Source organism: Fervidibacillus halotolerans (genome assembly GCF_026547205.1).
In the GTDB taxonomy this organism is placed as follows: domain Bacteria; phylum Bacillota; class Bacilli; order Bacillales; family Caldibacillaceae; genus Fervidibacillus; species Fervidibacillus halotolerans.
In genome coordinates this window covers 2,445,569-2,468,261 of sequence record NZ_CP106877.1, presented here as the reverse complement: position 1 = coordinate 2,468,261, position 22,693 = coordinate 2,445,569, and the positions used below count along the sequence as shown (strand labels likewise).

The window sequence follows — 22,693 nt, the reverse complement described above, 5'->3', positions numbered from 1 at the left end:
AAAGCCGCCTACTTGTTTAGGCGGCTTTCATTCACTATACTTGTTTTTGAAGGGTTTAAACGATGTTTTACTGAATTGCTAGAAAGGAAAAAGGGCATATTCTAAGTGGGAATGAAATGATTTTTAAAGGTTTAAAATAACGGACAAAAGGAGTTGGAAATCGTGAAATTTTTTATCGATACGGCCAATATTGAAGAAATTAAAGAAGCCTATTCGTACGGCATTTTATCAGGTGTAACGACAAATCCTTCCCTCGTTGCAAAAGAAAATGTTTCTTTTGAAGATCGTTTGAAAGAAATTACAGAAATTGTATCTGGTTCGGTAAGTGCAGAGGTGATTTCTTTAGATGCGGAAGGGATGATTGAAGAAGGAAGAAAATTAGCCTCGATCGCTGAAAATATTACGATTAAAGTGCCAATGACGCCGGAGGGATTAAAGGCGGTTCATGTTTTTAAGAAAGAGGGCATTAAAACGAACGTCACATTAATTTTCAGTGCCAACCAAGCCTTGTTAGCTGCAAGGGCCGGCGCTACGTATGTTTCCCCGTTTTTAGGTCGCCTTGATGATATCGGTCATAATGGATTGGACTTAATTTCCGACATTGCGGAAATTTTTACACTCCACAAGATCGATACCGAAATTATTGCGGCATCCATCCGTCATCCTCAACATGTTACAGAAGCCGCATTAAGAGGCGCTCATATTGCCACCGTTCCTTATAAAGTAATAATGCAGTTATTCAAGCACCCTCTAACAGATCAAGGTATTGAAAAATTTTTAGCCGATTGGAATTCTAGAAATAAAAGCTAATTGATATGTTAAAATCCCCTTTAGGGACGGACCCCATCCGGTAAATTTCACCACGAAAAGTTTATACCTTCTTTCATTTTGGATTTTCCTATTTTCGGCTATAATGGGTGATAACGTGGAAAAAATTACGTCAGGTAAATGTCGTTGGAAGGGAGATAACTATGGAAAAATTGAAAATCATCGGCGGAAAACCGTTGACAGGTTCCGTAAGAATAAGCGGGGCTAAAAATAGTGCGGTCGCTTTAATTCCTGCAAGTATTTTGGCTGATTCACCGGTAACGATCGAAGGACTCCCCGATATTTCAGATGTAGCCATTTTGAAGGAATTGTTAGAAGAGATTGGTGGATCGGTTCATATGACAGAACAAGTGATGACAATCGATCCAAGATATATGATTTCCATGCCGCTTCCAAACGGCAAAGTGAAAAAACTCCGGGCGTCCTACTATTTAATGGGGGCGATGCTTGGCCGATTTAAAAGGGCAGTTATCGGCTTGCCAGGAGGATGCCATCTAGGACCACGACCGATCGACCAGCATATTAAAGGATTTGAAGCGCTCGGTGCGAAGGTGACAAATGAACAAGGGGCCATCTATTTGCGTGCAGATGAACTGCGCGGTGCCCGAATATATTTGGATGTAGTCAGCGTCGGTGCAACGATTAATATTATGCTTGCAGCTGTTTTAGCAAAGGGACGGACGATTATTGAAAATGCTGCGAAAGAACCGGAGATTATCGATGTGGCTACCCTTCTGACAAATATGGGTGCAAAAATTAAAGGGGCAGGAACCGATGTCATTCGGATCGATGGGGTGGAACGGTTACACGGATGTCGCCATACGATTATCCCGGATCGGATTGAGGCTGGAACGTATATGATCCTATCCGCTGGAATGGGTGAGGGGGTCGTCATCGATAATGTTATTCCACTACACTTGGAGTCATTGACGGCGAAACTAAGGGAAATGGGAGTGCATGTGGAGACAGGAGACGACCAAATATTCGTATCCCGTGCAGAAAAGATGAAAGCGGTCGATATTAAAACCCTCGTTTATCCCGGATTCCCAACGGATTTACAGCAACCGATGACAGCCTTATTAACTTTGGCATCAGGAACTAGTGTTGTAACGGATACGATTTATTCCGCTCGATTTAAACATATCGACGAACTAAGACGAATGAATGCAAATATTAAAGTGGAAGGCGCATCGGCCATTATCACTGGACCAGTAACCCTCCAAGGGGCGAAGGTGAAGGCAACGGACTTACGCGCTGGCGCATCTTTGTTGATTGCCGGGTTGATGGCTAAGGGGCTTACCGAAATTAGCGGAGTTGAACATATCGATCGGGGCTACAGCCATGTAGTGGAAAAACTGCAAGGATTAGGTGCAAACATTTGGCGTGAAAAAATGACGGAAGCAGAAATGAATCAAATCAAAAATTCTTAACCTAAATATTGTGACATACTATACATCCCCTGACGATTAAATGTTTCATAAATATATTATTATGATACTATATAACGAAAATATGTTATACTATTTATAAACATAAATCAGGGGGATTATTATGGAAAGAAGTTTATCGATGGAATTAGTGCGTGTTACAGAAGCGGCTGCCCTTTCCTCGGCGAGATGGATGGGAAGGGGATTAAAAAATGAAGCAGATAATGCAGCTACCTCAGCTATGCGGGATGTGTTTGACACGATACCGATGAAGGGGACGGTCGTGATCGGAGAAGGAGAAATGGATGAAGCACCGATGTTATATATCGGGGAAAAACTCGGTACAGGTTACGGTCCCCGAGTCGATGTAGCAGTCGATCCGTTGGAAGGAACAAACATTGTCGCAAGCGGTGGGTGGAATGCCCTCTCCGTCATCGCTGTAGCCGATCATGGAAACCTTCTTCACGCACCGGATATGTATATGGATAAAATTGCAGTAGGACCCGAAGCGGTGGGGAAAATCGATATTAATGCATCGGTCACTGATAATTTAAAAGCGGTAGCTAAGGCGAAAAATAAAGATGTTGAAGATGTTGTAGCCACCGTATTAAATCGCCCAAGACACGAAAAAATTATCGCCGAATTGCGAGAGGCCGGAGCAAGGATCAAATTAATTAACGACGGTGATGTTGCAGCAGCGATTAATACCGCATTTGATCACACCGGTGTCGATATTTTATTCGGTAGTGGAGGCGCTCCTGAAGGGGTGTTAGCTGCCGTTGCATTAAAATGTTTAGGTGGAGAAATTCAAGGAAGATTGCTTCCCCAAAACGAACAAGAAATAGAAAGATGTAAAAAAATGGGTATCGATGTTCAAAAAACATTACGGATGGAAGATTTAGTCCGCGGGGATGATGCCATTTTTGCCGCAACGGGTGTAACAGACGGAGAATTGTTAAGGGGGGTACAATTTAAAGGATCTTACGGACTTACCCACTCCGTCGTCATGCGGGCAAAATCTGGGACGGTCAGATTTATTGAAGGAAGACATAGTTTGAAAAAAAAGCCAAATCTCGTGATGAAATAATTCAATCGACCATAAAAAACGTGAACTTTTACGGAAGCATCTGTTTTGACGGTTGCTTCCGTAAAATGCGAACGTTCGGATTAATCCTCCTTTGAGATGATTGGGAAATAATCTTTTTATTTACAATGGTGATTTTTCTCTATATAATATTAAAGTAATATGGATAAATGTAATTGCACGTTTTTCATCATTTAGATAATCGTAAAGCGCCCCATGCTTGCCTTATCAATTCTGCCTTCCTTTTTCAAATCCAAACAATCCGATAGACAATTTTTCATAATCATATATTTTAAAAAAAAAGCGTGGTGTACAGTATTGGAAGAAACGAATGTGAATCTTTCCCAGTTAGAAAATATGAAGTTAAAAGAGTTATATGAACTTGCGCGGAAGTTTCAAGTTTCTTATTACAGCAAGTTGACGAAAAAGGAATTAATTTTTTCCATTTTAAAGGCCCGTGCCGAGCGGGAAGGATATTTTTTCATGGAAGGTGTGCTCGACATCATCCAATCTGAAGGGTTCGGATTTTTACGTCCAATCAACTATTCACCGAGTTCGGAGGATATTTATATTTCTGCGTCCCAAATTCGGCGATTTGATTTACGAAACGGAGATAAAGTATCTGGGAAAGTACGTCCGCCGAAGGAAAATGAACGATATTTCGGTCTCCTTCATGTAGAAGCGGTTAACGGTGAAGATCCGGAAGTAGCGAAGGAACGGGTCCATTTTCCTGCATTAACGCCCCTTTATCCGGACCGACAAATTAAATTGGAAACCGAGCCCCATATTTTATCGACAAGAATTATGGATTTAATGACCCCGGTCGGTTTTGGACAGAGGGGATTAATCGTGGCCCCACCGAAAGCCGGAAAAACGATGTTATTAAAACAAATTGCCAATAGCATTACAAAAAACCATCCGGAAGCGGAATTGATCGTCTTATTAATCGATGAACGTCCAGAGGAAGTAACGGATATCGAACGGTCTGTGGATGCGGAAGTCGTCAGTTCCACTTTTGATGAAGTACCGGAAAATCATATAAAAGTGGCCGAGCTCGTTCTCGATCGAGCGATGCGTCTTGTAGAGCATAAGCGGGATGTCATTATTTTGATGGATAGTATTACAAGACTTGCCCGTGCCTATAACCTCGTCATCCCACCTAGTGGAAGGACTTTATCTGGTGGAATCGATCCGGCTGCTTTTCACCGTCCTAAACGTTTCTTCGGGGCTGCTAGAAATATTGAAGAGGGTGGAAGTTTAACGATTTTAGCTACGGCATTAATCGATACGGGTTCCCGTATGGATGACGTTATATATGAAGAATTTAAAGGGACAGGCAATATGGAATTGCATTTAGATCGTTCCCTAGCTGAACGACGAATTTTCCCTGCCATTGATATTCGAAGATCTGGTACCCGAAAGGAAGAATTGCTACTGCCCAAATCCCACTTGGAAGTGTTGTGGGCTGTGCGAAAATCGATGTCGGATACGCCGGATTTTGCTGAAAAATTTTTACGAAAGTTGCAACAAACGAAATCGAACGAGGAATTCATCGAATATCTGATTGACGAATTAAAAGCCAATGGTGTAAATCGGCGGGGCAATTCAGCATAAAGAATCCGTGGTAAAAATTCCAAAAAATGATTATTGCATTTCTAACTTCACGTTGTTATAATGTTACCAGTGTGTTTTATTGAAGGACTTACACGAGATTAACTCTGTATCAGAAAGATGCAGGGCAGAAGGAGTTGAAATAGGATGAAAGCAGGAATCCATCCGGAATACAAACGCGTAACCGTCAAATGTGCTTGTGGGAATGAATTCGAAACCGGCTCGGTAAAAAATAATCTTCGTGTGGAAGTTTGTTCAGAATGCCATCCTTTCTATACCGGCCGTCAACGATTCGCAGCAGCGGACGGACGTGTTGAACGGTTCAATAAAAAGTATGGTCTTAAATAATCGGTTAAGTAAGATTGTTTTTTGTCAATATAATGATTTAAAGAAAACAGGCAAGCACAAACTTTTCCTTGCCTGTTTTTTTATGGGATTTTTCCATTTGAAAAAAGAAGTGCAAAATGAGCGAGTTTTGTCTTATTATAAAAGGGTAATGATATTCTAGGGAAACGGTCGATATTGTAAGTGATATGATATATAGGATATAGTTGACGGGAGGAGAGCAATTTTTCATGTACGTGATGAAACAAGCCGGCTGGATTGAAGTGATTTGTGGTAGCATGTTTTCAGGAAAATCGGAGGAATTAATTCGTAGAGTTCGTAGATGCCATTTTGCAAAGCAGAAAGTAGCTGTTTTTAAACCGAAAATCGATGATCGATATAGTAAGGAGGAAGTCGTCTCCCATAATGGAGAAGCTGTACGGGCAAGGCCGATTCGAAATGCGGAGGAAATTTATAATTACATCACAACGGAAATCGATTGTATTGCTGTAGACGAAGTTCAATTTTTCGATGATACCATTGTTGACGTGGCCCAACATTTGGCAGATGAAGGATATCGTGTCATTTTAGCCGGCTTGGATCAAGATTTTCGTGGAGAGCCGTTCGGACCGATGCCAAAATTATTAAGTATAGCTGAACAGTTGACGAAACTCCAAGCCGTATGTTCAATTTGTGGGGCCCCTGCTAGTAGAACACAGCGTTTAATCGAAGGGAAACCTGCGTCCTATTATGATCCAGTCATATTGGTGGGGGCTAGCGAGAGTTATGAACCGAGATGTCGCCATCACCATGAGGTCCCGGATTCGCCAAAGGAAGAATATAATTTGAAAAATCAAACGAAACTTGTAAATGAGCCTCGGGAATAGTCCATAAATTCAAAATTCCTAGCTCCTTTTCAGTAACGCATTTTCTATACATCTTTAGTGGAAAGTCAATGGATTTTCCATCGGTTAATAGTAAATGGGAGATGAGGTGAACATCATGTTTGATCGATTACAGGCAGTTGAAGATCGTTACGAAAAATTAAATGAATTACTCAGTGATCCGGACGTCGTTAGCGATCCGAAGAAATTGAGGGAATATTCAAAGGAACAATCGGATATAGAAGAAACCGTCCAAGTATATCGGGAATATAAAACAGTTAAAAAGGAATGGCAAGAAGCTAAACAACTGTTAGAAGAAAAATTGGAACCGGATATGCGGGAAATGGTTAAAGAAGAAGTAGAGGAATTAGAAAAGCGAATCGAACAGTTGGAAGAAACATTAAAAATCTTATTGATACCGAAAGATCCGAACGACGATAAAAACGTCATTATGGAAATTCGGGGAGCAGCGGGAGGAGACGAGGCGGCTCTTTTTGCTGGAGATTTATTCCGCATGTATAGTAAATACGCCGAGTCACAAGGGTGGAAAATCGATGTGATCGAAGCTCATCCGACTGGACTCGGTGGATACAAGGAAATTATTTTTATGATTAACGGAAAAGGTGCCTATTCTAAATTAAAATTTGAAAACGGTGCACACCGTGTCCAACGGGTACCGGAAACGGAATCGGGTGGACGCATTCATACGTCTACGGCCACCGTCGCATGCTTACCGGAAGCTGAAGAAGTGGAAGTGGAAATTTACGAAAAAGATATTCGAGTAGATACGTTCGCATCCAGTGGACCGGGGGGACAAAGCGTAAATACGACCATGTCTGCCGTGCGTTTAACCCATATTCCGACGGGGATCGTTGTATCTTGCCAAGATGAAAAATCCCAAATTAAAAATAAAGAAAAAGCGATGAAAGTTTTACGGGCACGCATTTATGATAAATTTCAGCAAGAGGCTCAAGCTGAATATGATGCAACACGAAAATCAGCGGTTGGAACAGGTGACCGCTCCGAACGGATCCGAACGTATAATTTCCCGCAAAATCGAGTAACCGATCATCGCATTGGTTTAACGATTCAAAAACTTGACCAAGTGTTGGAAGGGAAATTGGAAGAAATAATCGAAGCCCTTATTTTAAACGAACAGGCGACGATATTGGAAAATGAAAAGGAATGAACCGAAAGTTTTTGAAGCGTTGAATTGGGCTCGTGACTATTTGCGGGAAAGGGACCGGGAAGAAAATGCCGGGTATATCGCCATGGGTTTTTGTCTCCAAATGGAACGGGCTGAACTCCTTGCGAATTTACACCGTCCGTTAAGCGAATCGGAATATCGGACGTTTAAAGAGATGATCGTTCAGCACGGAGAAGGGGTTCCTATTCAATACGTAACCGGTTATGAGGAATTTTTCGGACGAAAATTGTATGTTAGCGAACATTGTCTCATTCCCCGTCCAGAGACGGAAGAACTTGTCCTCGGTGCGATCGAACGAATGAAAACGTGTTTTTCCGATCAATCGTTGGAAGTAGTAGACATCGGTACGGGAAGCGGCGCGATTGCGATTACATTAAAATTGGAGATGCCCGAACTCCATGTAACCGCGACGGATATATCACCGAAATCGTTAAAAATCGCCAAAAAAAACGCACGTCAATACGGAGCAAATATCGAGTTTGTTGAAGGGGATCTCCTTGCTCCTCTGATTGGAAAGAAGCAGTTCGACTGTATCATCTCCAATCCTCCGTACATTCCAATTGGAGAAATGGATAATTTGCCGATTACCGTAAAAAATTATGAACCGAAACAAGCTTTATTTGCCGGTTCGGACGGTTTAACCTTCTACCGAAGGATTATCGACCAGTTACCCGATGTAATGAAAAAGTCAACCCTCATCGGATTTGAAATCGGTCACACCCAAGGAAAAGCTGTTAAGGAATTGATTTTGAATCGATTTTCGAATGCAGAAGTAGAAATCATAAAGGATATAAATGGAAAACAACGGATGGTCTTTGCGTGCATCCGTAGGTAACAATATGAAAATGTTAATAGGACGATAAAAAAGTGGTACAAATTCCGAAATATCGGTTTTCGTACTACTTTTTTCTAAGTGTGGCTCTTTCTCAAACCATCCATTTGCTTTTGGAAGTTGTTAGGTAAAAAACGAGATAATTTTTTCGAAAATCTCGATGATAAAAAACTTTACTTTCGGTTCCTTTTCAGTATCTTCTACGAAGTGATTATTCCCTTCTTTCGTGTCCTTTTTCGATTGATCTTTTTTCCTTTCCCCTTCAAGGGTCGTTGATTGACTTCCATCCGAATCATCCTGTACTGCTGTGCCTGTGGAAAAGTCGAGGAAACAAAGGGGCGGAAAAAGGACGCACCACCAATTGGCACCCTTTCCTTCACCAATCGTTATTCGTACAGCCTCATATGTACCGGCCGGATAAAGAAATTGCCCGTATAATTTTGTTGGAAACTGGACCGGTCCAAAGTCTACTTCTAAAGGTTGATGAACATTTTCCTTTTCTAAAACCGATAAAGATAAAGCCTCGATTTCATCTAAATGATCGATAATCACCGACCGTGCTTGTTCAAAAGAGGTAAGATCCTGAACCCATTCGGAAATTTGTTCATTTACGACATCCCGAATTTCCCGTTTAATTCGTTGATCCCGTTCGGAATTGCTATTGGCTAAAATTCGTAAGCGAATTGCTTCATTGGGAATAGTAACTATATCTTCACTAGTAGCGAAACTTTTCGGAATATATAAACTGAAGGTTGTCGCAATGGTAACAACGATAAAAAAGAAGGCGGCTACAAAACTATGATTTTTTTTCATGGCTCTCTCTCCCTTCAGTACATCATTGTTGACCAATTCTATGAAACTTATACTCGATGAAGCATTTTTTTCTATTTATCTCCTTTTTCCAATCGATTGGAATCGTCCCTTTTGTAGGTTAAGAAAGGGGAATAGAAAAAATCGGAGGAAGACAGATCGTAAGAATTGTGGATAAAGTTATAAAAACGATCGATTTAAGCACAAAGTTATTCACATATTACTAGGGATTATTCACAAATTGTGGATAACCTTCCGAATTTCCTTTTCAATGATTTATTTTCTTTTACAAATTGCGGTATAATGATTGATACAATAGGCATTTTATTTTTACACAAAGAAGGAGTCATTTATGGAAACGAAAATATGGGAAGTGGATAAATCTGTGGATAATTTACCCACATTTCCACAAATCATGGAAGCAGCCAGATGGTTACAAAAAAATGAGGTCGTCGCCTTTCCGACAGAAACGGTTTACGGGCTGGGGGCGAATGCCAAAAGCGATGAGGCGGTAACAAAAATATTCGAAGCAAAGGGAAGACCGAGTGATAATCCACTCATTATTCATATTAGTGATCAAAGGGAAGTGGAACAATATGTCGAAGAAATTCCGGAAGTTGCCACGAAGTTAATGCATTCCTTTTGGCCGGGTCCGCTGACAATTATATTACGTAAGAAAGAGGGAATTTTGTCTGACCGGGCGACAGCTGGTTTATCGACAGTTGCCATGCGTATGCCGGATCACCCGATCGCCTTAGCGCTAATCCGAGCTTCTGGGCTTCCGTTAGCAGCCCCAAGTGCAAATATATCTGGGAAACCATCTCCTACCAAATTTCAACACGTATTGAATGATATGAACGGAAAAATAGCTGGTATCATCGACGGTGGCAATACAGGGGTCGGGGTGGAATCGACCGTAATCGATTGTACAGGTTCAACGCCGATGATTTTACGACCCGGTGGAATTACGAAGGAAGAGATCGAGAAGGTAATCGGCACCGTATCCACTGATCCCGCCCTTCATTCAAAGGATGAAAGACCGAAATCCCCCGGTATGAAATATACCCATTATGCTCCGAAGGCACCGGTCATATTGGTTGACGGGTCGATAAGTTTTATGCAACAAATGATCGATCGTTATCATTCTGAAGGGAAAAAAGTAGGCGTTTTAACAACGGAAGAACATTCCGATCTGTTCCATGCGGATGTATTAATTACATGTGGGAAACGTACCGACTTATCTACGGTAGCGAACCATCTATATGAAAGTTTGCGAGCATTCGACGATACCGAGGTGGACATTATTTTAAGTGAGACCTTTCCGACCCGAGGAATTGGGGAAGCGATTATGAATCGTCTAAAAAAGTCTGCTGGTTATCACATCCTTAAGGAATCACAGGCTGACTGATTTCAACGGATTTAAAAAACGATCAATTTTTTCGAAAAAGAAATACGAAAAACAGTTATCATTTTCGTAATATGTCTATTCCTCCTAAAACAAGCATATGTTTATTTAAGCATGTCCCAATGTTTTAGGGGGAAGACGATGATACCCTTTATCAATGAACTTATTACGTTATCGATCATGGCTTTTGCCGTTGGTATGGATGCCTTTTCCGTAGGTCTTGGTATGGGAATGATTCCATTACGACGAAAACAAATGTTTTTCATTGGATTAACAGTTGGTTTTTTTCATATTTGCATGCCCTTTTTCGGAATTTTAATGGGAAAATTGTTGTCTGAGACGTTCGGTACAGTTGCGAACTATACTGGAGGAATCATTCTTATTTTCATCGGGCTTCAAATGTGTTTTTCAAGCTTTAAAAATGATGATACGGCTCGGTTTAAACCGGTTGGGTTCGGATTGATTTTATTTGCCCTTTCTGTAAGTATAGACAGTTTTTCCATCGGTTTATCTTTAGGGATCTTCGGTGCCCGGGCGGTTACCGCAATCCTTTTATTTGGCTTTTTTTCCGCATGCTTAACTTGGACAGGTCTGTTTTTCGGAAAAAAGGTAGGGGGAATGTTTGGAAAATATAGTGAGGCGTTCGGCGGTTCGATCCTTTTTTTCTTCGGGCTTAAATTTTTATTTCCCCTCTAATCGCTTTTGAAGGAGAAAGAAACCGGATTGAACGAATATTGGTACATATTGAAATAATCGGCCTTTACCATTATATTGCTTGGTATATTTATCCATGTTTATTATAATTAACGTAGGAGGACAAAGAATGATAAAAGTTTTATTCGTTTGTACTGGGAATACTTGCCGAAGTCCGATGGCGGCTGCCCTTTTGCACAACAAACAGATAGAAGATGTGGAGGTTCAATCGGCTGGTATTTTTGCTATGGAAGGCTTAGATGCATCTCCATTAGCAAAACAAGTATTAAATGAAAACGATATCACATACAATCATTCTTCTAGGCTGCTTACAGAAAAGGAAGTGGAATGGGCGGATATCATTTTGACGATGACCAAATCTCATAAAGATTTTATTGTCCAACATTTTGAACGGGCAAAAGGGAACACCTTTACGTTGAACGAATTTATAGGTGAAGGTGAAAAGGATGTAGTCGATCCCTTTGGAGGCAATATTCATACATATAGGGAAACGTTTCGAGAACTATCGAACCTTGTGGACAAAGTGGTGGAAAAACTAGCGGAATAAAAAAGAATTGGAGGCATAAGGATGGGAGAAAAGAGGAAGTACCGCTTCAGTATCCGCATAAAGCTCGTCATTATGACGACGATTTTGGCCATTATTACTTACTCAACAAGCGCTTTTTTTATTTATGTATTATATCCGTTATACTTTAAAGAATCGATGAATCAAGTCGTCTTTACTTTGATTACCCTTTCCCTCGGAATCATTTGGTCGGGGATTTTATCGTATATCGTAGGCTACTATTTTGTGAAGCCAATAAAGCGATTGGAACGGGCAGCAGAAGAAGCGTCCGCTGGGAATATTTCGGTGGATGTGGTAATTGCGAAAACGGATGATGAGGTCCGATCCTTAGGGATTGCTTTTAACCATATGTTAAAAAATTTGCGGCAAATGGTTAAGTTGATTGAGCATAATTTCTCAGCAACGAATGAAAAAGTACTTCTCATCAACGAGGAAACGAATAAAGCGACAGAACAGTCGGAGAACATCGCCCAAACCGTCGATGAAATATCGCAGGGAGCGGAAAACTCAGCACAGTCGATTACGAATACAGCGGAGGCAATCGATGAAGTAGCCTCATTGGCGAAAGATGTGCAAAAAAAAGCGAAACATTCGGAGACGACAGTAAAAGAAATGCTCGATGTATTAGCGGAAAGTCAAAAGGTGATCCTCTCTTTAATCGAAGGAATTACGCATACTTCTGAAGGGAGTAAGGAAACGCTACAATCGGTAGAGCGACTGGCTGATCAAGCGGCGAAAATTGAACAGATTATTCAACTCGTTGGCGATATCGCTGATCAGACGAATCTTCTTGCCCTCAATGCATCCATTGAAGCAGCCCGAGCTGGAGAACATGGACAAGGTTTTGCCGTTGTCGCAGAAGAGGTAAGAAAACTAGCCGATGAAAGTGCAAAGGCTGTCAGTGGCATCACAGAACGAATAACGAATATTCAAGCGGAAGTTAAATCGGTCGTCAATCGTATAACCGATCAAGTGCAGTCGGTGAATCGAGAGGTGGAAAAAGCAGGTTCGGCCAATTCGATGATGGAAACGATGGCAAAAACGACTTATCAAGTAGCAGATGAGGTTCAAGAAATCTCCCGCTTAATTGATCAACAGATGGAAAGTATTCAAAAAACTGCGGAAGATTCGCAGGACGTTTCTGCCATTGCCGAACAGACATCTGCCGGTGCTCAACAAGTGGCGGCAGCGACGCAAGAACAAACGTATGTTATGGAAAATATTCAAAAGATAGGGATTGAATTAAAGGATAATGCGGAAAAATTACGGAAAACAATTACCCAATTTAAGGTATAAAAATCGAGTTCCTTTTAGCGATAACGTTCCATACTTTACCATTTGCTGATCCAGTCGTGAAAACGTTGATTTTTGCTCGTTTTTACCATTGGCACGTTATGAATCAATTTTTCAAAGGAGCGTTAAAAGATGCCTTTTCACGATGGAAACTGTACGAAATGGAAAGTCACGGAAATATTTCAAACCCGTTGTTCAAGATCCTTTTTATTTTTCTAAAAGTATGTCAAAATAGAATTGACATAAAGCAAACTTGAGGTGAAGATCATGAAAGTAGCTGTAGCGAGTGATCACGGTGGGATTCACATCCGTGCGGAAATTGTTAAACTACTAGAAGAAATGGGAATCGAATACGAGGATTTTGGATGCGATTGTGAAACGTCAGTGGATTATCCGGACTACGCTCTACCAGTTGCAGAAAAGGTTGCCAATGGAGAATTTGATCGGGCGATTTTAATTTGTGGAACAGGTATTGGTATGAGCATTGCTGCGAATAAAGTCAAAGGCATTCGTTGCTCCCTTTGCCATGATGTATACAGTGCAAGGCTTACGAGGGAACATAATGATGCGAACGTTTTAGCAATGGGAGAACGGGTTATTGGGCCAGGATTGGCGAGGGATATTGCCAAAACTTGGTTAACAACCGATTTTACCGGTGACAGACATGAAAGAAGAATCGGTAAAATCATGGACTATGAAAAAAAGGCATAATTGCTTTGCTAAATGAATCTCCATTGAAAGTTATGTGCAAAAGGGACTGTTCGATCAGTCCATTAGTTGATGAAAGGGAAGGTGACGTCGACTCCAAGAGGAACAACACGAGCCGAAGACCCCACGAACGATGCGAGTGGAAAAGGCTTGGCCATGCCCGAGGAAAGCGCCACCACCGAAATGTAACCAATCGAATTTCATTTACGAAGAAAGGGGCTGTATTTTTGTGCAGCCCCTTTTAAAACATGAGAGGGATAGAAAGTGAAATCGATCATTCAATCATTTATAGGTAGGTGATTTGGATGGAATTACAAAGGGAAATTCGAGAAATTTTAAAAGAATTCGGCCAACAAATAGAACCCAAACCCCGTCAAATATTAGTCGTCGGATGCTCCACTTCGGAAGTGATTGGCAAAAAAATTGGAACGGGAAGCTCATTGGAAGTAGCGGAGTTTTTGTACACTGAATTAAAAGCCTTTGCCGATCAATACGGATTACAACTTGCCTTCCAATGTTGTGAACATTTAAATCGTGCCCTCGTTGTAGAAAGAGTTGTCCAAGAGGAAAAACAATTAGAGGAAGTAACTGTTATCCCCGTTCCAGAAGCCGGGGGATCGATGGCGACGGTCGCTTACCGAAATATGGAATCTCCCGTTGTCGTTGAATCGATTAAAGCCGATTATGGGATAGACATCGGTGATACGCTGATCGGTATGCATTTAAAACCCGTTGTTGTTCCCGTTCGGGTAACGAATCCGACGGTTGGAAAAGCCCATGTCACCTTGGCCAAAACCCGTCCGAAATTAATCGGGGGACAAAGGGCGGTCTATTCTTTAAAATGAACGCCTTCGAATGAATCACCTGATTTTTTAGGAAAACGGAATCATTTTTTCCGCCACGAAGAAATAACCCGTGATAAAATATAAAGGAATAGTCGTAGGAGAAAGGGGAAGGGAAAACTTGGATCATATAAAAAATCAAGACATGGAAGTTTACGAAGCCATCCGAGGAGAGTTAAATCGACAACGGGATCATATCGAATTAATCGCTTCGGAAAATTTTGTATCAAAGGCCGTTATGGAAGCACAAGGCTCCGTATTGACGAATAAATATGCGGAAGGGTATCCAGGTAGACGTTATTACGGGGGATGTGAATTCGTCGATATTGCTGAAAATATAGCTAGAGAACGGGCGAAAAAGATTTTTGGAGCTGATTACGCAAATGTTCAACCCCACTCAGGGGCACAAGCGAATATGGCCGTTTATTTTACCGTCCTACAAACGGGGGATACGGTTTTAGGTATGAATTTATCCCACGGCGGACATTTGACCCACGGAAGTCCCGTTAATTTTAGTGGGATTCAATACAATTTTGTCGATTACGGTGTGGACCCCGAAACAGAGATGATCGATTATGAAGACGTGCGAAAGAAAGCGAAGGAACATAAGCCGAAATTAATTGTAGCTGGAGCAAGTGCCTATCCACGAACAATCGATTTCAAAAAATTCCGAGAAATCGCCGATGAAGTCGGTGCGTATTTAATGGTAGATATGGCCCATATTGCAGGGCTTGTTGCTGCTGGACTTCATCCGAATCCGGTCCCCTATGCCGATTTTGTGACAACAACGACGCATAAAACATTGCGCGGTCCTCGGGGTGGAATGATTTTATGTAAAGAACAGTATGCGAAAAAAATTGATAAATCTATTTTCCCTGGTATTCAAGGTGGCCCCCTTATGCATGTCATCGCAGCGAAGGCGGTCGCCCTAGGGGAAGTGTTACAAGACCATTTTAAACAGTATATACAAAACGTCATTGACAATGCGAAAGTGCTTGGAGAAACGTTGAAAGAAGAAGGTTTTGATCTCGTATCGGGAGGAACGGACAACCACCTGTTACTCGTAGATTTACGGAAATTTGGGATTACTGGAAAAGCGGCGGAAAAAGCCCTCGATGAAGTTGGGATTACCGTCAATAAAAATACCATTCCCTTTGACCCTGAAAGCCCTTTTGTCACAAGCGGTATCCGGATCGGAACCCCAGCTGTGACGACGAGAGGATTTACGAAAGAAGATATGGTTGAAGTAGGGAAAATCATAGCACTCACATTAAAAAACATGGATGATGAAAAAACGAAACAGGAAGCAAAAGGACGTGTAAAGGAATTAACAAAAAAATATCCGTTATATGAATAAGTCACCGACTACCGGTGGCTTTTTGTTTAAAAATACGACTGATTCGAACAATCTTTACAATCTACGGAATTCTTTTCGTAACCGGTCACACCTTCTATAGAAAAACAATTCGATTAGAATTAAAGGTGCATGCAAAATGACTCGTCCAACATACCGTTGCAATTTTCGAAATAAATGTTAACAACGGTAACGGCTATTGCGAAATATCGTATTTTTATGTAAAATGAATCGAAGTGTATGTTTGTTGTCGCCCTTGGTTACGAAAGCATCTCCAAAATTTCAATGAAAAAAGGGAGTGAAAAACATGGGGAAAGTATTTGTTTTTGATCATCCATTGATTCAACACAAATTGACGTACATACGACAAAAGGATACCGGGACGAAAGAATTTCGAGAACTTGTTGATGAAATTGCAACTTTAATGGCCTTTGAAGTAACTCGTGACTTGCCGTTGACCGAAATTGAGATCGAAACGCCGATCTGTAAAACGAAGGCAAAGGTTTTAACTGGAAAGAAACTCGGTGTTGTTCCGATTTTACGGGCAGGAATGGGTATGGTTGATGGAGTATTAAAACTCATTCCAAATGCACGAGTTGGTCATATCGGATTGTATCGTGACCCAGAAACATTAAAACCGGTGGAATATTATGTGAAATTACCTACAGACATAGAGGAGCGGGATTTTATCGTTGTAGACCCGATGCTAGCTACCGGTGGATCGGCGGTCGAAGCGATTCATGCTTTGAAAAAACGCGGGGCGAAACATATTATATTCATGTGTTTAATCGCTGCTCCAGAAGGTGTAAAGGCGTTGGAAGAGGCCCATCCGGATGTAGATATTTATATCGCCGCATTGGATGAAAAGTTGAATGAAAAAGGATACATCGTTCCAGGACTCGGAGATGCGGGCGACCGTCTTTTCGGAACGAAATAAACTTCCTTTACGTCGGAAATAACGGGGACGTTTCCCGTTATTTTCGCCTCTTTTTTCATCCGTAGAAATCTTTCCCCCTTCCCTCTCCGAAGTGAGCACCTTTTAAATTGAGTTTTAAAGGATGTGAAACCGTTGGATAATCGAATCAAAGTGATGTTAATCTTTGGAACAAGGCCGGAAGCGATTAAAATGGCTCCGCTCGTTCTCGAACTTCAAAAACGAAAAGAACAATTTGAAACGATCGTTACAGTTACTGCCCAGCATCGACAAATGTTGGATCAAGTTTTACATATTTTTGGAATCGAACCGGATTTCGATTTGAATATTATGAAGAATCGGCAAACGTTAATCGATGTGACGACGAAGGGGCTCGAAGGATTAGATGATGTTATGAAAAAAGTTTGCCCCGATCTCGTGTTAGTTCATGGAGATACAACGACGACCTTTATCGCTAGCTTAGCAGCTTTTTATAACAAAATTACCGTCGGCCATGTGGAAGCTGGGCTTCGAACGTGGAATAAATACTCCCCTTATCCGGAGGAAATGAATAGGCAATTAACCGGAGTGTTAGCGGATCTTCATTTCGCTCCGACGATGAGAGCCGCATCCAATTTACGAAGTGAAAATAAAAGGGACGAAACGATCTTTGTTACTGGAAACACGGCGATCGATGCGTTAAAAACGACGGTTAAAAATGAATATAGTCATCCCGTTTTGGAGCAAATTGGAACGGACCGAATGATTTTATTGACCGCCCATCGCCGGGAAAACCTAGGAGAACCGATGCGAAATATGTTTCGTGCCATTAAACGAATTGTACAAGAAACACCGGATGTGCAAGTCGTCTATCCCGTCCATTTAAATCCGGCAGTTCGAGAAGTAGCAACGGAAATACTAGGGAATGATTCCCGTATTCATCTCATTGAACCGCTTGATGTCATCGATTTTCACAATTTTGCCGCGAGAGCCCATCTCATTTTAACCGACTCTGGTGGTATTCAGGAGGAGGCTCCGTCGTTAGGAAAGCCCGTACTCGTTTTACGGGATACGACGGAACGGCCGGAGGGAATTGAAGCAGGGACGTTGAAATTGGCTGGCATTGAAGAAGAACCGATTTATCAATTAACAAAGGAATTGTTGACGAATTCTCGTGCCTATGAAGACATGGCAAAGGCTGCGAATCCGTATGGAGACGGTCATGCCTCGGAACGAATTGGGGATGCGATTTTATATTATTTTCAAAAAACGAAAGAAAGGCCGAAACCTTTTCGTCCATAGACCGAACTTGAAATTGTCGATTGGAATGGATCGAAAGCCCACTGGAATAACGGTGGGCTTTTTTGTATGCATAAAAAGTCAAATTGAAAAAAGTGGATGAAGAAAGAAGAAAAAGGAGGGATTACCAACATATGGATATTATATTTGAAACTTTTTTCCAAATAATACATGGAAAGATATACTTTCCTTGACAAGAAAAAGGAGGTTTCCATTGAAAAAAATCATTTTCATCCTCATTTTCCTCCAACTAATTGTTCAAATTGGACAACCGAATTGGGAAGCGAAAGCGGAAAAACAATCTAATTTTTCATCTGCCATTATCCTGTTAAAACATCCTTTATCCGAACATGAAATGGAACAGTTGTTAAAAAACGCACCACAGCTTCAACTGGAATATCGTTTTGATACGATTTTTCCCGCCATTTCTGTAAAGGGATCAAAACTGGCAATCGGGCAATTGGAAAAGGATGACCGGGTGTTACAGATCTTCCCTTCAACCGTTTATCAATTGCAGTACGTGATCGCCAATGAACAGACGGATGTTGATCTAGGTTTTTCGATCAAATATTCGTTGAAATCGAATCAAGAGGGGTTGAAAGAAAAGAACGATGGGAATCCACTAACGAACCGATATAAGAATTTCTCCATGGGGGAAAAACGATTGGAAAATGATTTCCCTTACGAACCGGATCAAATTCCAAATCATTTCCAATGGATTGGGATGGATAAAATCCGAAAGATGACTGACGAACATGGCCAAAGGTTAACCGGAAAAGGTATAAAAATCGGCATGATCGATACGGGAATCGATTATACCCACCCGGACTTGTTTTCTAATTATGAAAAAGGATACGACTTTGTCGATAACGACAACGACCCGCAAGAAAAGGACGCAGGAACGATCCACGGGACACATGTTGCAGGCGTTATTGCAGCCAATGGGAAAATGATTGGTATAGCCCCCGATGCCCGCCTATTTGTTTACAGAGCTCTAGGTCCAGGGGGAAGGGGGACGACGGAGCAAGTTTTAGCTGCCATTGAACAAGCCATAAAAGATCAGGTGGACATTTTAAACCTTTCTTTAGGGATTCAAATCAACGGTCCGGACTTACCGACGAGCCTTGCCCTCGATGCGGCGGTTAAACGGGGAATTGTCGCTGTCGTCTCCAGTGGAAACTCTGGACCTGAACTTTGGACGGTCGGTTCTCCCGGTACGTCCCATAAAGCGATATCTGTAGGAGCATCTACTCCGCCATTAATGATTCCCTATTTACAATATCGACAACGTCTTTTTCGATTAACCCCGTTAAAAAAGTTAGAAAAATGGGATTTCCAACGTTCCTATCAAATTTTTTATGGAAACGGAAAGGGAAATGAACAGAATCGGTCGCTTGTCAATTCCCTCGTTTTGTTAGAAAAGGGAAGGTACTCCCTTTCCGAAAAAATTGAGGCATTAGCCAAGGAAAAAGTGAGGGGGGCTATTTTAACCGGATTTTCAGAAGAAGAATTGTTCACATACGGTGAAGAAGTCGGTTGGGAAATTCCCCTTCCGATATACGTCCTAGCGAAGGAAGATGGTAAAACATTGAAAAATATGCTCAAACGAGAATCGATTGCACGACTAGTTTGGAAAAGGGAAGAAGATGTTTTGGCAAATTTTAGCTCCCGAGGCCCGGTTCCCTCCACTTGGAATATAAAACCGGATCTCCTTGCCCCAGGTGTATCAATTACAAGTACAGTCCCCGGTGGATATCTTACGCTTCACGGAACGAGTATGGCTGCACCCCATGTTACCGGCGCATGTGCTTTAATCAAACAAGCCCATCCAAACTGGACACCGGAACAAATTAAGGCAGCATTAATGAATACGAGTAAACCCCTTACGAAAAATAAAACGTATTATCGCACATTTGAACAAGGGGCAGGTCGAATTCAAGTAGATGAAGCCCTTCACACAACGACCATTGTTGAACCGGGGGCAATTCTTTTCGGAAAAACGACAGGAAAGCCGACGGAAGTGAAAAACCGTACAATCACCGTTGAAAATGTAAGTAAGGAGACGATTCGTTATACTTTCCAACCGCCAAAGCAAGAAGATATGGTCGTATGGGATGTACCACTCTCCTTTTATTTAAAACCAGGGGAAAAACGAAAGATCGACTTATCAATTCAATTAAAGGACGAACAACAATCGGATGAAATTCACGAAGGATACATACAAATGTATGCGGCCCATCAACTTTTTCAAATCCCATATTTATATTTGATCAAAGAACCAAACTATCCCCGTCTGATGTTTTTTGCGATAGAAAATGGAAAAAAGAAAGGATGGATTCGATATGAAGTGTATTTGCCAGGGGGTGCCGAGGAATTTGGTATTTTCCTTCTCAATCCATTTACAAGTGAAATCACTCATTTATTCAAAGCGAAAAGGGGGATGAAAAAAGGATTATCGGAAGGAGAAGTGGAATTTAAAAACGACATTTCATCTGGGAGTTATTTGGCCATCGCCTATGCGAAAAAAGCGGGAAAGGAAGATTATTTGCAACAATGGCTGGAAATTGAAGGAAACGAAAACAATACCGTTCAATAGCGGAGGGGAGGGGAAGGCAAACTATTTTTCTTCCTCCTTTTTGCTTTTTAACCAACGTTTTTAAAGGGATTTCTCCGAATTACGTTCGATTTTATGTTGTACGGAAGTTAAAAAAATTTCTCATTTATATTGAAATGGGTTTCATTATGAAGGGTTTTTAACAGATGTTTTGCAAAGTCGTGAACACCCATTTAATAAAAATAATTATTTTTTTACAGCTAATAAATTGACAGAAAACATGTACTATTGTATTCTCAATAAGTGTGGATTGATAAGGTTTTCATTACCGAAAGAATAGGTTTCTCAAATTTCCCCTGTGAGCATAGTGGAAATACAGAAAAAGACTCGAATACATATCGTTCGGTATTTACTGATTAAAATTGTCGAAAAAGACTTCTAACAATCCCTCTATCGACAGTATTTATCTAGTTTCCCGCTCTCTTTTCAAAAAAATAAAAAAATGCTATTGTATATTAGAAAGATCAATATTTTAGGGGATAAGTAACAAGATGCCAGATTTGGAGCTATTATACAACCGATATAAAAAGTATATGTATTTTATTCTTGCCATCGTTGCTTTAGGATGGGGTTTTACTGTCTTTAAAACCTTTTTCGCAGGTCTGTTTCTCGGAATTTCCGTCAGTTTTTTGAATTTATGGCTATTGAAACAGCGGACATTACGCCTCAGTAAAGCGGTACAGAAGAATAAAACCGTTTACTCCATCGGAACATTTTCAAGACTGGCTTACGTCGCTTTAGCCGTATTGGTTGCTTTAAAGTATCCAGATGTTTTTCATTTAATTGCTACAATTATAGGATTTACCGTATCCTATATTGTCATATTCATTGACTTGATAGTTTTATTTTTTAAAAAGCAATTTCGTCAGGAAGAGAGGTGAATAGTTGTGCAACATGGAGCTCCAATTCGTGAAATTTTCGGACTGGCTTATAACGCATCAAATATTCTCATGATTACCGTTTCATCGGTCATCGTATTCCTTATCGCTTTCTTTAGCACAAGGAGACTGCAAAGGAAGCCTACAGGGGCACAAAATTTAATGGAGTGGGTCGTCGATTTTGTCCGTGGGATTATTAACAATTCGATGGATTGGAAAACCGGTGGACGATTCCATCTTTTAGCATTTACTTTGCTTCTATACATCTTTGTGTCGAACATGTTAGGGTTACCCTTTGCCATCGTCGTCGATCACGAACTATGGTGGAAGTCCCCAACAGCAGATCCATTGATTACGATGACATTAGCTGTTATGGTTATCGTCCTTTCCCATTATTACGGGGTAAAGCTTAAAGGGACAAAAGGATATGTCAAAGGCTTTTTCCAACCGATGAAATTCATGTTTCCATTGAAAATCGTTGAAGAATTCTCCAATTCGTTAACATTAGGTCTTCGTCTTTATGGGAACATCTACGCTGGAGAAGTTTTGTTAGGTTTACTCGTCGCGTTAGGAACGAGTTCAATTATTGGCGGAATAGCAGGTATACCTCTAATGATTGTATGGCAAGCGTTTAGTATATTTATTGGAGCAATCCAAGCATTTATCTTTACATTGTTAACGATGGTCTACATGTCTCACAAAGTGAGCGATGACCATTAATATACATGTTCATAAAAATATGAACAATTCAATCGAAAAAATTCATTTTTGATAAATTTAAAGGAGGAAATTAAGTAATGGGTGCATTAGCAGCAGCAATCGCAGTAGGTTTAGCCGCTTTAGGCGCAGGTTTAGGGAATGGTTTGATCGTATCCAAAACGGTAGAAGGAATGGCTCGTCAACCGGAAGCGAGCGGCCTGTTACGTACGACCATGTTCATTGGGATAGCTTTCGTAGAAGCGATTCCGATCATGGGTGTCGTAATTGCTTTCATCGCAATTTTCCTATAATACATGGAACACATTTTTTTAGTGGCGAAGATGATTGCACAACCTTCGCCATTCCTTTATGCATAATTCCAATGAAAGATATATGTTTAGT

22 protein-coding genes are annotated in these 22,693 nt (G+C 41.0%); 21 read left to right on the top strand and 1 reads right to left on the bottom strand.

Annotation, left to right across the window (positions count from 1 at the left end):
* Positions 1–162 precede the first annotated feature (162 nt).
* From fsa to prmC, 8 genes are all read left to right on the top strand, one after another.
* Positions 163–810, top strand: a complete 648-nt coding sequence (fsa, locus tag OE105_RS11570) for a fructose-6-phosphate aldolase (RefSeq protein WP_275420331.1) — start codon at positions 163–165, stop codon at positions 808–810.
* Between the two features lie 161 nt (positions 811–971).
* Positions 972–2,258 carry a UDP-N-acetylglucosamine 1-carboxyvinyltransferase gene (locus tag OE105_RS11565; RefSeq protein ID WP_275420330.1) on the top strand — a complete coding sequence of 429 codons (1,287 nt, stop codon included), beginning with the start codon at positions 972–974 and terminating at the stop codon, positions 2,256–2,258.
* A gap of 121 nt (positions 2,259–2,379) precedes the next feature.
* Entirely contained in the window at positions 2,380–3,342 is a 963-nt protein-coding gene (gene glpX, locus OE105_RS11560; protein ID WP_275420329.1) for a class II fructose-bisphosphatase, read from the top strand.
* Positions 3,343–3,696: 354 nt separating this feature from the next.
* Positions 3,697–4,953 (top strand): transcription termination factor Rho, encoded by a 1,257-nt coding sequence (gene rho / locus OE105_RS11555; protein WP_275422177.1) that lies wholly within the window; start codon positions 3,697–3,699, stop codon positions 4,951–4,953.
* 144 nt (positions 4,954–5,097) lie between these two features.
* Complete coding sequence (gene rpmE / locus OE105_RS11550; protein WP_275420328.1) at positions 5,098–5,298, top strand: 50S ribosomal protein L31; 201 nt, start codon at positions 5,098–5,100, stop codon at positions 5,296–5,298.
* Between the two features lie 227 nt (positions 5,299–5,525).
* Positions 5,526–6,161: a thymidine kinase gene (locus tag OE105_RS11545; RefSeq protein ID WP_275420327.1), complete on the top strand. Its 636-nt coding sequence runs from the start codon at positions 5,526–5,528 to the stop codon at positions 6,159–6,161.
* A 115-nt stretch (positions 6,162–6,276) separates the two neighbouring features.
* The gene (prfA, locus tag OE105_RS11540; protein ID WP_275420326.1) at positions 6,277–7,347 is read left to right on the top strand and encodes a peptide chain release factor 1; all 1,071 of its coding nucleotides are present in this window, start codon (positions 6,277–6,279) and stop codon (positions 7,345–7,347) included.
* Positions 7,334–8,200: a peptide chain release factor N(5)-glutamine methyltransferase gene (prmC, locus tag OE105_RS11535; protein ID WP_275420325.1), complete on the top strand. Its 867-nt coding sequence runs from the start codon at positions 7,334–7,336 to the stop codon at positions 8,198–8,200. The genes prfA and prmC overlap by 14 nt, the downstream gene beginning before the upstream one ends.
* A 120-nt stretch (positions 8,201–8,320) precedes the next feature.
* Here prmC and spoIIR read toward each other — a convergent pair whose 3' ends face one another.
* Positions 8,321–9,010 carry a stage II sporulation protein R gene (gene spoIIR, locus OE105_RS11530; RefSeq protein ID WP_275420324.1) on the bottom strand — a complete coding sequence of 230 codons (690 nt, stop codon included), beginning with the start codon at positions 9,008–9,010 and terminating at the stop codon, positions 8,321–8,323.
* A gap of 349 nt (positions 9,011–9,359) precedes the next feature.
* Here spoIIR and OE105_RS11525 point away from each other — a divergent pair, with 349 nt between their 5' ends.
* The 13 genes from OE105_RS11525 to atpE all read left to right on the top strand — a co-directional run bounded on the left by OE105_RS11525 (position 9,360) and on the right by atpE (position 22,602).
* Positions 9,360–10,415 carry an L-threonylcarbamoyladenylate synthase gene (locus OE105_RS11525; protein ID WP_275420323.1) on the top strand — a complete coding sequence of 352 codons (1,056 nt, stop codon included), beginning with the start codon at positions 9,360–9,362 and terminating at the stop codon, positions 10,413–10,415.
* Between the two features lie 138 nt (positions 10,416–10,553).
* Complete coding sequence (locus OE105_RS11520) at positions 10,554–11,108, top strand: manganese efflux pump MntP (protein WP_275420322.1); 555 nt, start codon at positions 10,554–10,556, stop codon at positions 11,106–11,108.
* A 127-nt stretch (positions 11,109–11,235) separates the two neighbouring features.
* Positions 11,236–11,673: a low molecular weight protein arginine phosphatase gene (locus OE105_RS11515; protein WP_275420321.1), complete on the top strand. Its 438-nt coding sequence runs from the start codon at positions 11,236–11,238 to the stop codon at positions 11,671–11,673.
* A 21-nt stretch (positions 11,674–11,694) separates the two neighbouring features.
* Positions 11,695–12,987, top strand: a complete 1,293-nt coding sequence (locus tag OE105_RS11510) for a methyl-accepting chemotaxis protein (RefSeq protein WP_275420320.1) — start codon at positions 11,695–11,697, stop codon at positions 12,985–12,987.
* Positions 12,988–13,251: 264 nt separating this feature from the next.
* Positions 13,252–13,695, top strand: coding sequence for a ribose 5-phosphate isomerase B (rpiB, locus tag OE105_RS11505; protein WP_275420319.1), 444 nt, complete (start codon positions 13,252–13,254; stop codon positions 13,693–13,695).
* A gap of 302 nt (positions 13,696–13,997) precedes the next feature.
* On the top strand, positions 13,998–14,537 hold the full coding sequence (locus OE105_RS11500; RefSeq protein WP_275420318.1) for a TIGR01440 family protein: 540 nt from the start codon (positions 13,998–14,000) through the stop codon (positions 14,535–14,537).
* Between the two features lie 118 nt (positions 14,538–14,655).
* Positions 14,656–15,891, top strand: coding sequence for a serine hydroxymethyltransferase (gene glyA, locus OE105_RS11495; protein ID WP_275420317.1), 1,236 nt, complete (start codon positions 14,656–14,658; stop codon positions 15,889–15,891).
* 304 nt (positions 15,892–16,195) lie between these two features.
* On the top strand, positions 16,196–16,825 hold the full coding sequence (gene upp / locus OE105_RS11490; protein WP_275420316.1) for a uracil phosphoribosyltransferase: 630 nt from the start codon (positions 16,196–16,198) through the stop codon (positions 16,823–16,825).
* A gap of 132 nt (positions 16,826–16,957) precedes the next feature.
* Positions 16,958–18,103, top strand: a complete 1,146-nt coding sequence (wecB, locus tag OE105_RS11485) for a non-hydrolyzing UDP-N-acetylglucosamine 2-epimerase (protein ID WP_275420315.1) — start codon at positions 16,958–16,960, stop codon at positions 18,101–18,103.
* Between the two features lie 211 nt (positions 18,104–18,314).
* Complete coding sequence (locus OE105_RS11480; RefSeq protein ID WP_275420314.1) at positions 18,315–20,696, top strand: S8 family peptidase; 2,382 nt, start codon at positions 18,315–18,317, stop codon at positions 20,694–20,696.
* Between the two features lie 509 nt (positions 20,697–21,205).
* Positions 21,206–21,595, top strand: coding sequence for an ATP synthase subunit I (locus OE105_RS11475; RefSeq protein ID WP_275420313.1), 390 nt, complete (start codon positions 21,206–21,208; stop codon positions 21,593–21,595).
* 6 nt (positions 21,596–21,601) lie between these two features.
* Positions 21,602–22,312: a F0F1 ATP synthase subunit A gene (gene atpB / locus OE105_RS11470; protein WP_275420312.1), complete on the top strand. Its 711-nt coding sequence runs from the start codon at positions 21,602–21,604 to the stop codon at positions 22,310–22,312.
* A 77-nt stretch (positions 22,313–22,389) separates the two neighbouring features.
* Positions 22,390–22,602: a F0F1 ATP synthase subunit C gene (gene atpE, locus OE105_RS11465; protein WP_275420311.1), complete on the top strand. Its 213-nt coding sequence runs from the start codon at positions 22,390–22,392 to the stop codon at positions 22,600–22,602.
* Positions 22,603–22,693 lie beyond the last annotated feature (91 nt).

What these genes read in the sequence shown, in the direction of transcription:
- OE105_RS11565 (WP_275420330.1), top strand. Translation starts at nt 972, where the DNA reads ATGGAAAAATTGAAAATCATCGGCGGAAAACCGTTGACAGGTTCCGTA.
- glpX (WP_275420329.1), top strand. Translation starts at nt 2,380, where the DNA reads ATGGAAAGAAGTTTATCGATGGAATTAGTGCGTGTTACAGAAGCGGCT.
- rho (WP_275422177.1), top strand. Translation starts at nt 3,697, where the DNA reads ATGAAGTTAAAAGAGTTATATGAACTTGCGCGGAAGTTTCAAGTTTCT.
- rpmE (WP_275420328.1), top strand. Translation starts at nt 5,098, where the DNA reads ATGAAAGCAGGAATCCATCCGGAATACAAACGCGTAACCGTCAAATGT.
- OE105_RS11545 (WP_275420327.1), top strand. Translation starts at nt 5,526, where the DNA reads ATGTACGTGATGAAACAAGCCGGCTGGATTGAAGTGATTTGTGGTAGC.
- prfA (WP_275420326.1), top strand. Translation starts at nt 6,277, where the DNA reads ATGTTTGATCGATTACAGGCAGTTGAAGATCGTTACGAAAAATTAAAT.
- prmC (WP_275420325.1), top strand. Translation starts at nt 7,334, where the DNA reads ATGAAAAGGAATGAACCGAAAGTTTTTGAAGCGTTGAATTGGGCTCGT.
- spoIIR (WP_275420324.1), bottom strand. Translation starts at nt 9,010, where the DNA reads ATGAAAAAAAATCATAGTTTTGTAGCCGCCTTCTTTTTTATCGTTGTT.
- OE105_RS11525 (WP_275420323.1), top strand. Translation starts at nt 9,360, where the DNA reads ATGGAAACGAAAATATGGGAAGTGGATAAATCTGTGGATAATTTACCC.
- OE105_RS11520 (WP_275420322.1), top strand. Translation starts at nt 10,554, where the DNA reads ATGATACCCTTTATCAATGAACTTATTACGTTATCGATCATGGCTTTT.
- OE105_RS11515 (WP_275420321.1), top strand. Translation starts at nt 11,236, where the DNA reads ATGATAAAAGTTTTATTCGTTTGTACTGGGAATACTTGCCGAAGTCCG.
- OE105_RS11510 (WP_275420320.1), top strand. Translation starts at nt 11,695, where the DNA reads ATGGGAGAAAAGAGGAAGTACCGCTTCAGTATCCGCATAAAGCTCGTC.
- rpiB (WP_275420319.1), top strand. Translation starts at nt 13,252, where the DNA reads ATGAAAGTAGCTGTAGCGAGTGATCACGGTGGGATTCACATCCGTGCG.
- OE105_RS11500 (WP_275420318.1), top strand. Translation starts at nt 13,998, where the DNA reads ATGGAATTACAAAGGGAAATTCGAGAAATTTTAAAAGAATTCGGCCAA.
- upp (WP_275420316.1), top strand. Translation starts at nt 16,196, where the DNA reads ATGGGGAAAGTATTTGTTTTTGATCATCCATTGATTCAACACAAATTG.
- OE105_RS11475 (WP_275420313.1), top strand. Translation starts at nt 21,206, where the DNA reads ATGCCAGATTTGGAGCTATTATACAACCGATATAAAAAGTATATGTAT.
- atpE (WP_275420311.1), top strand. Translation starts at nt 22,390, where the DNA reads ATGGGTGCATTAGCAGCAGCAATCGCAGTAGGTTTAGCCGCTTTAGGC.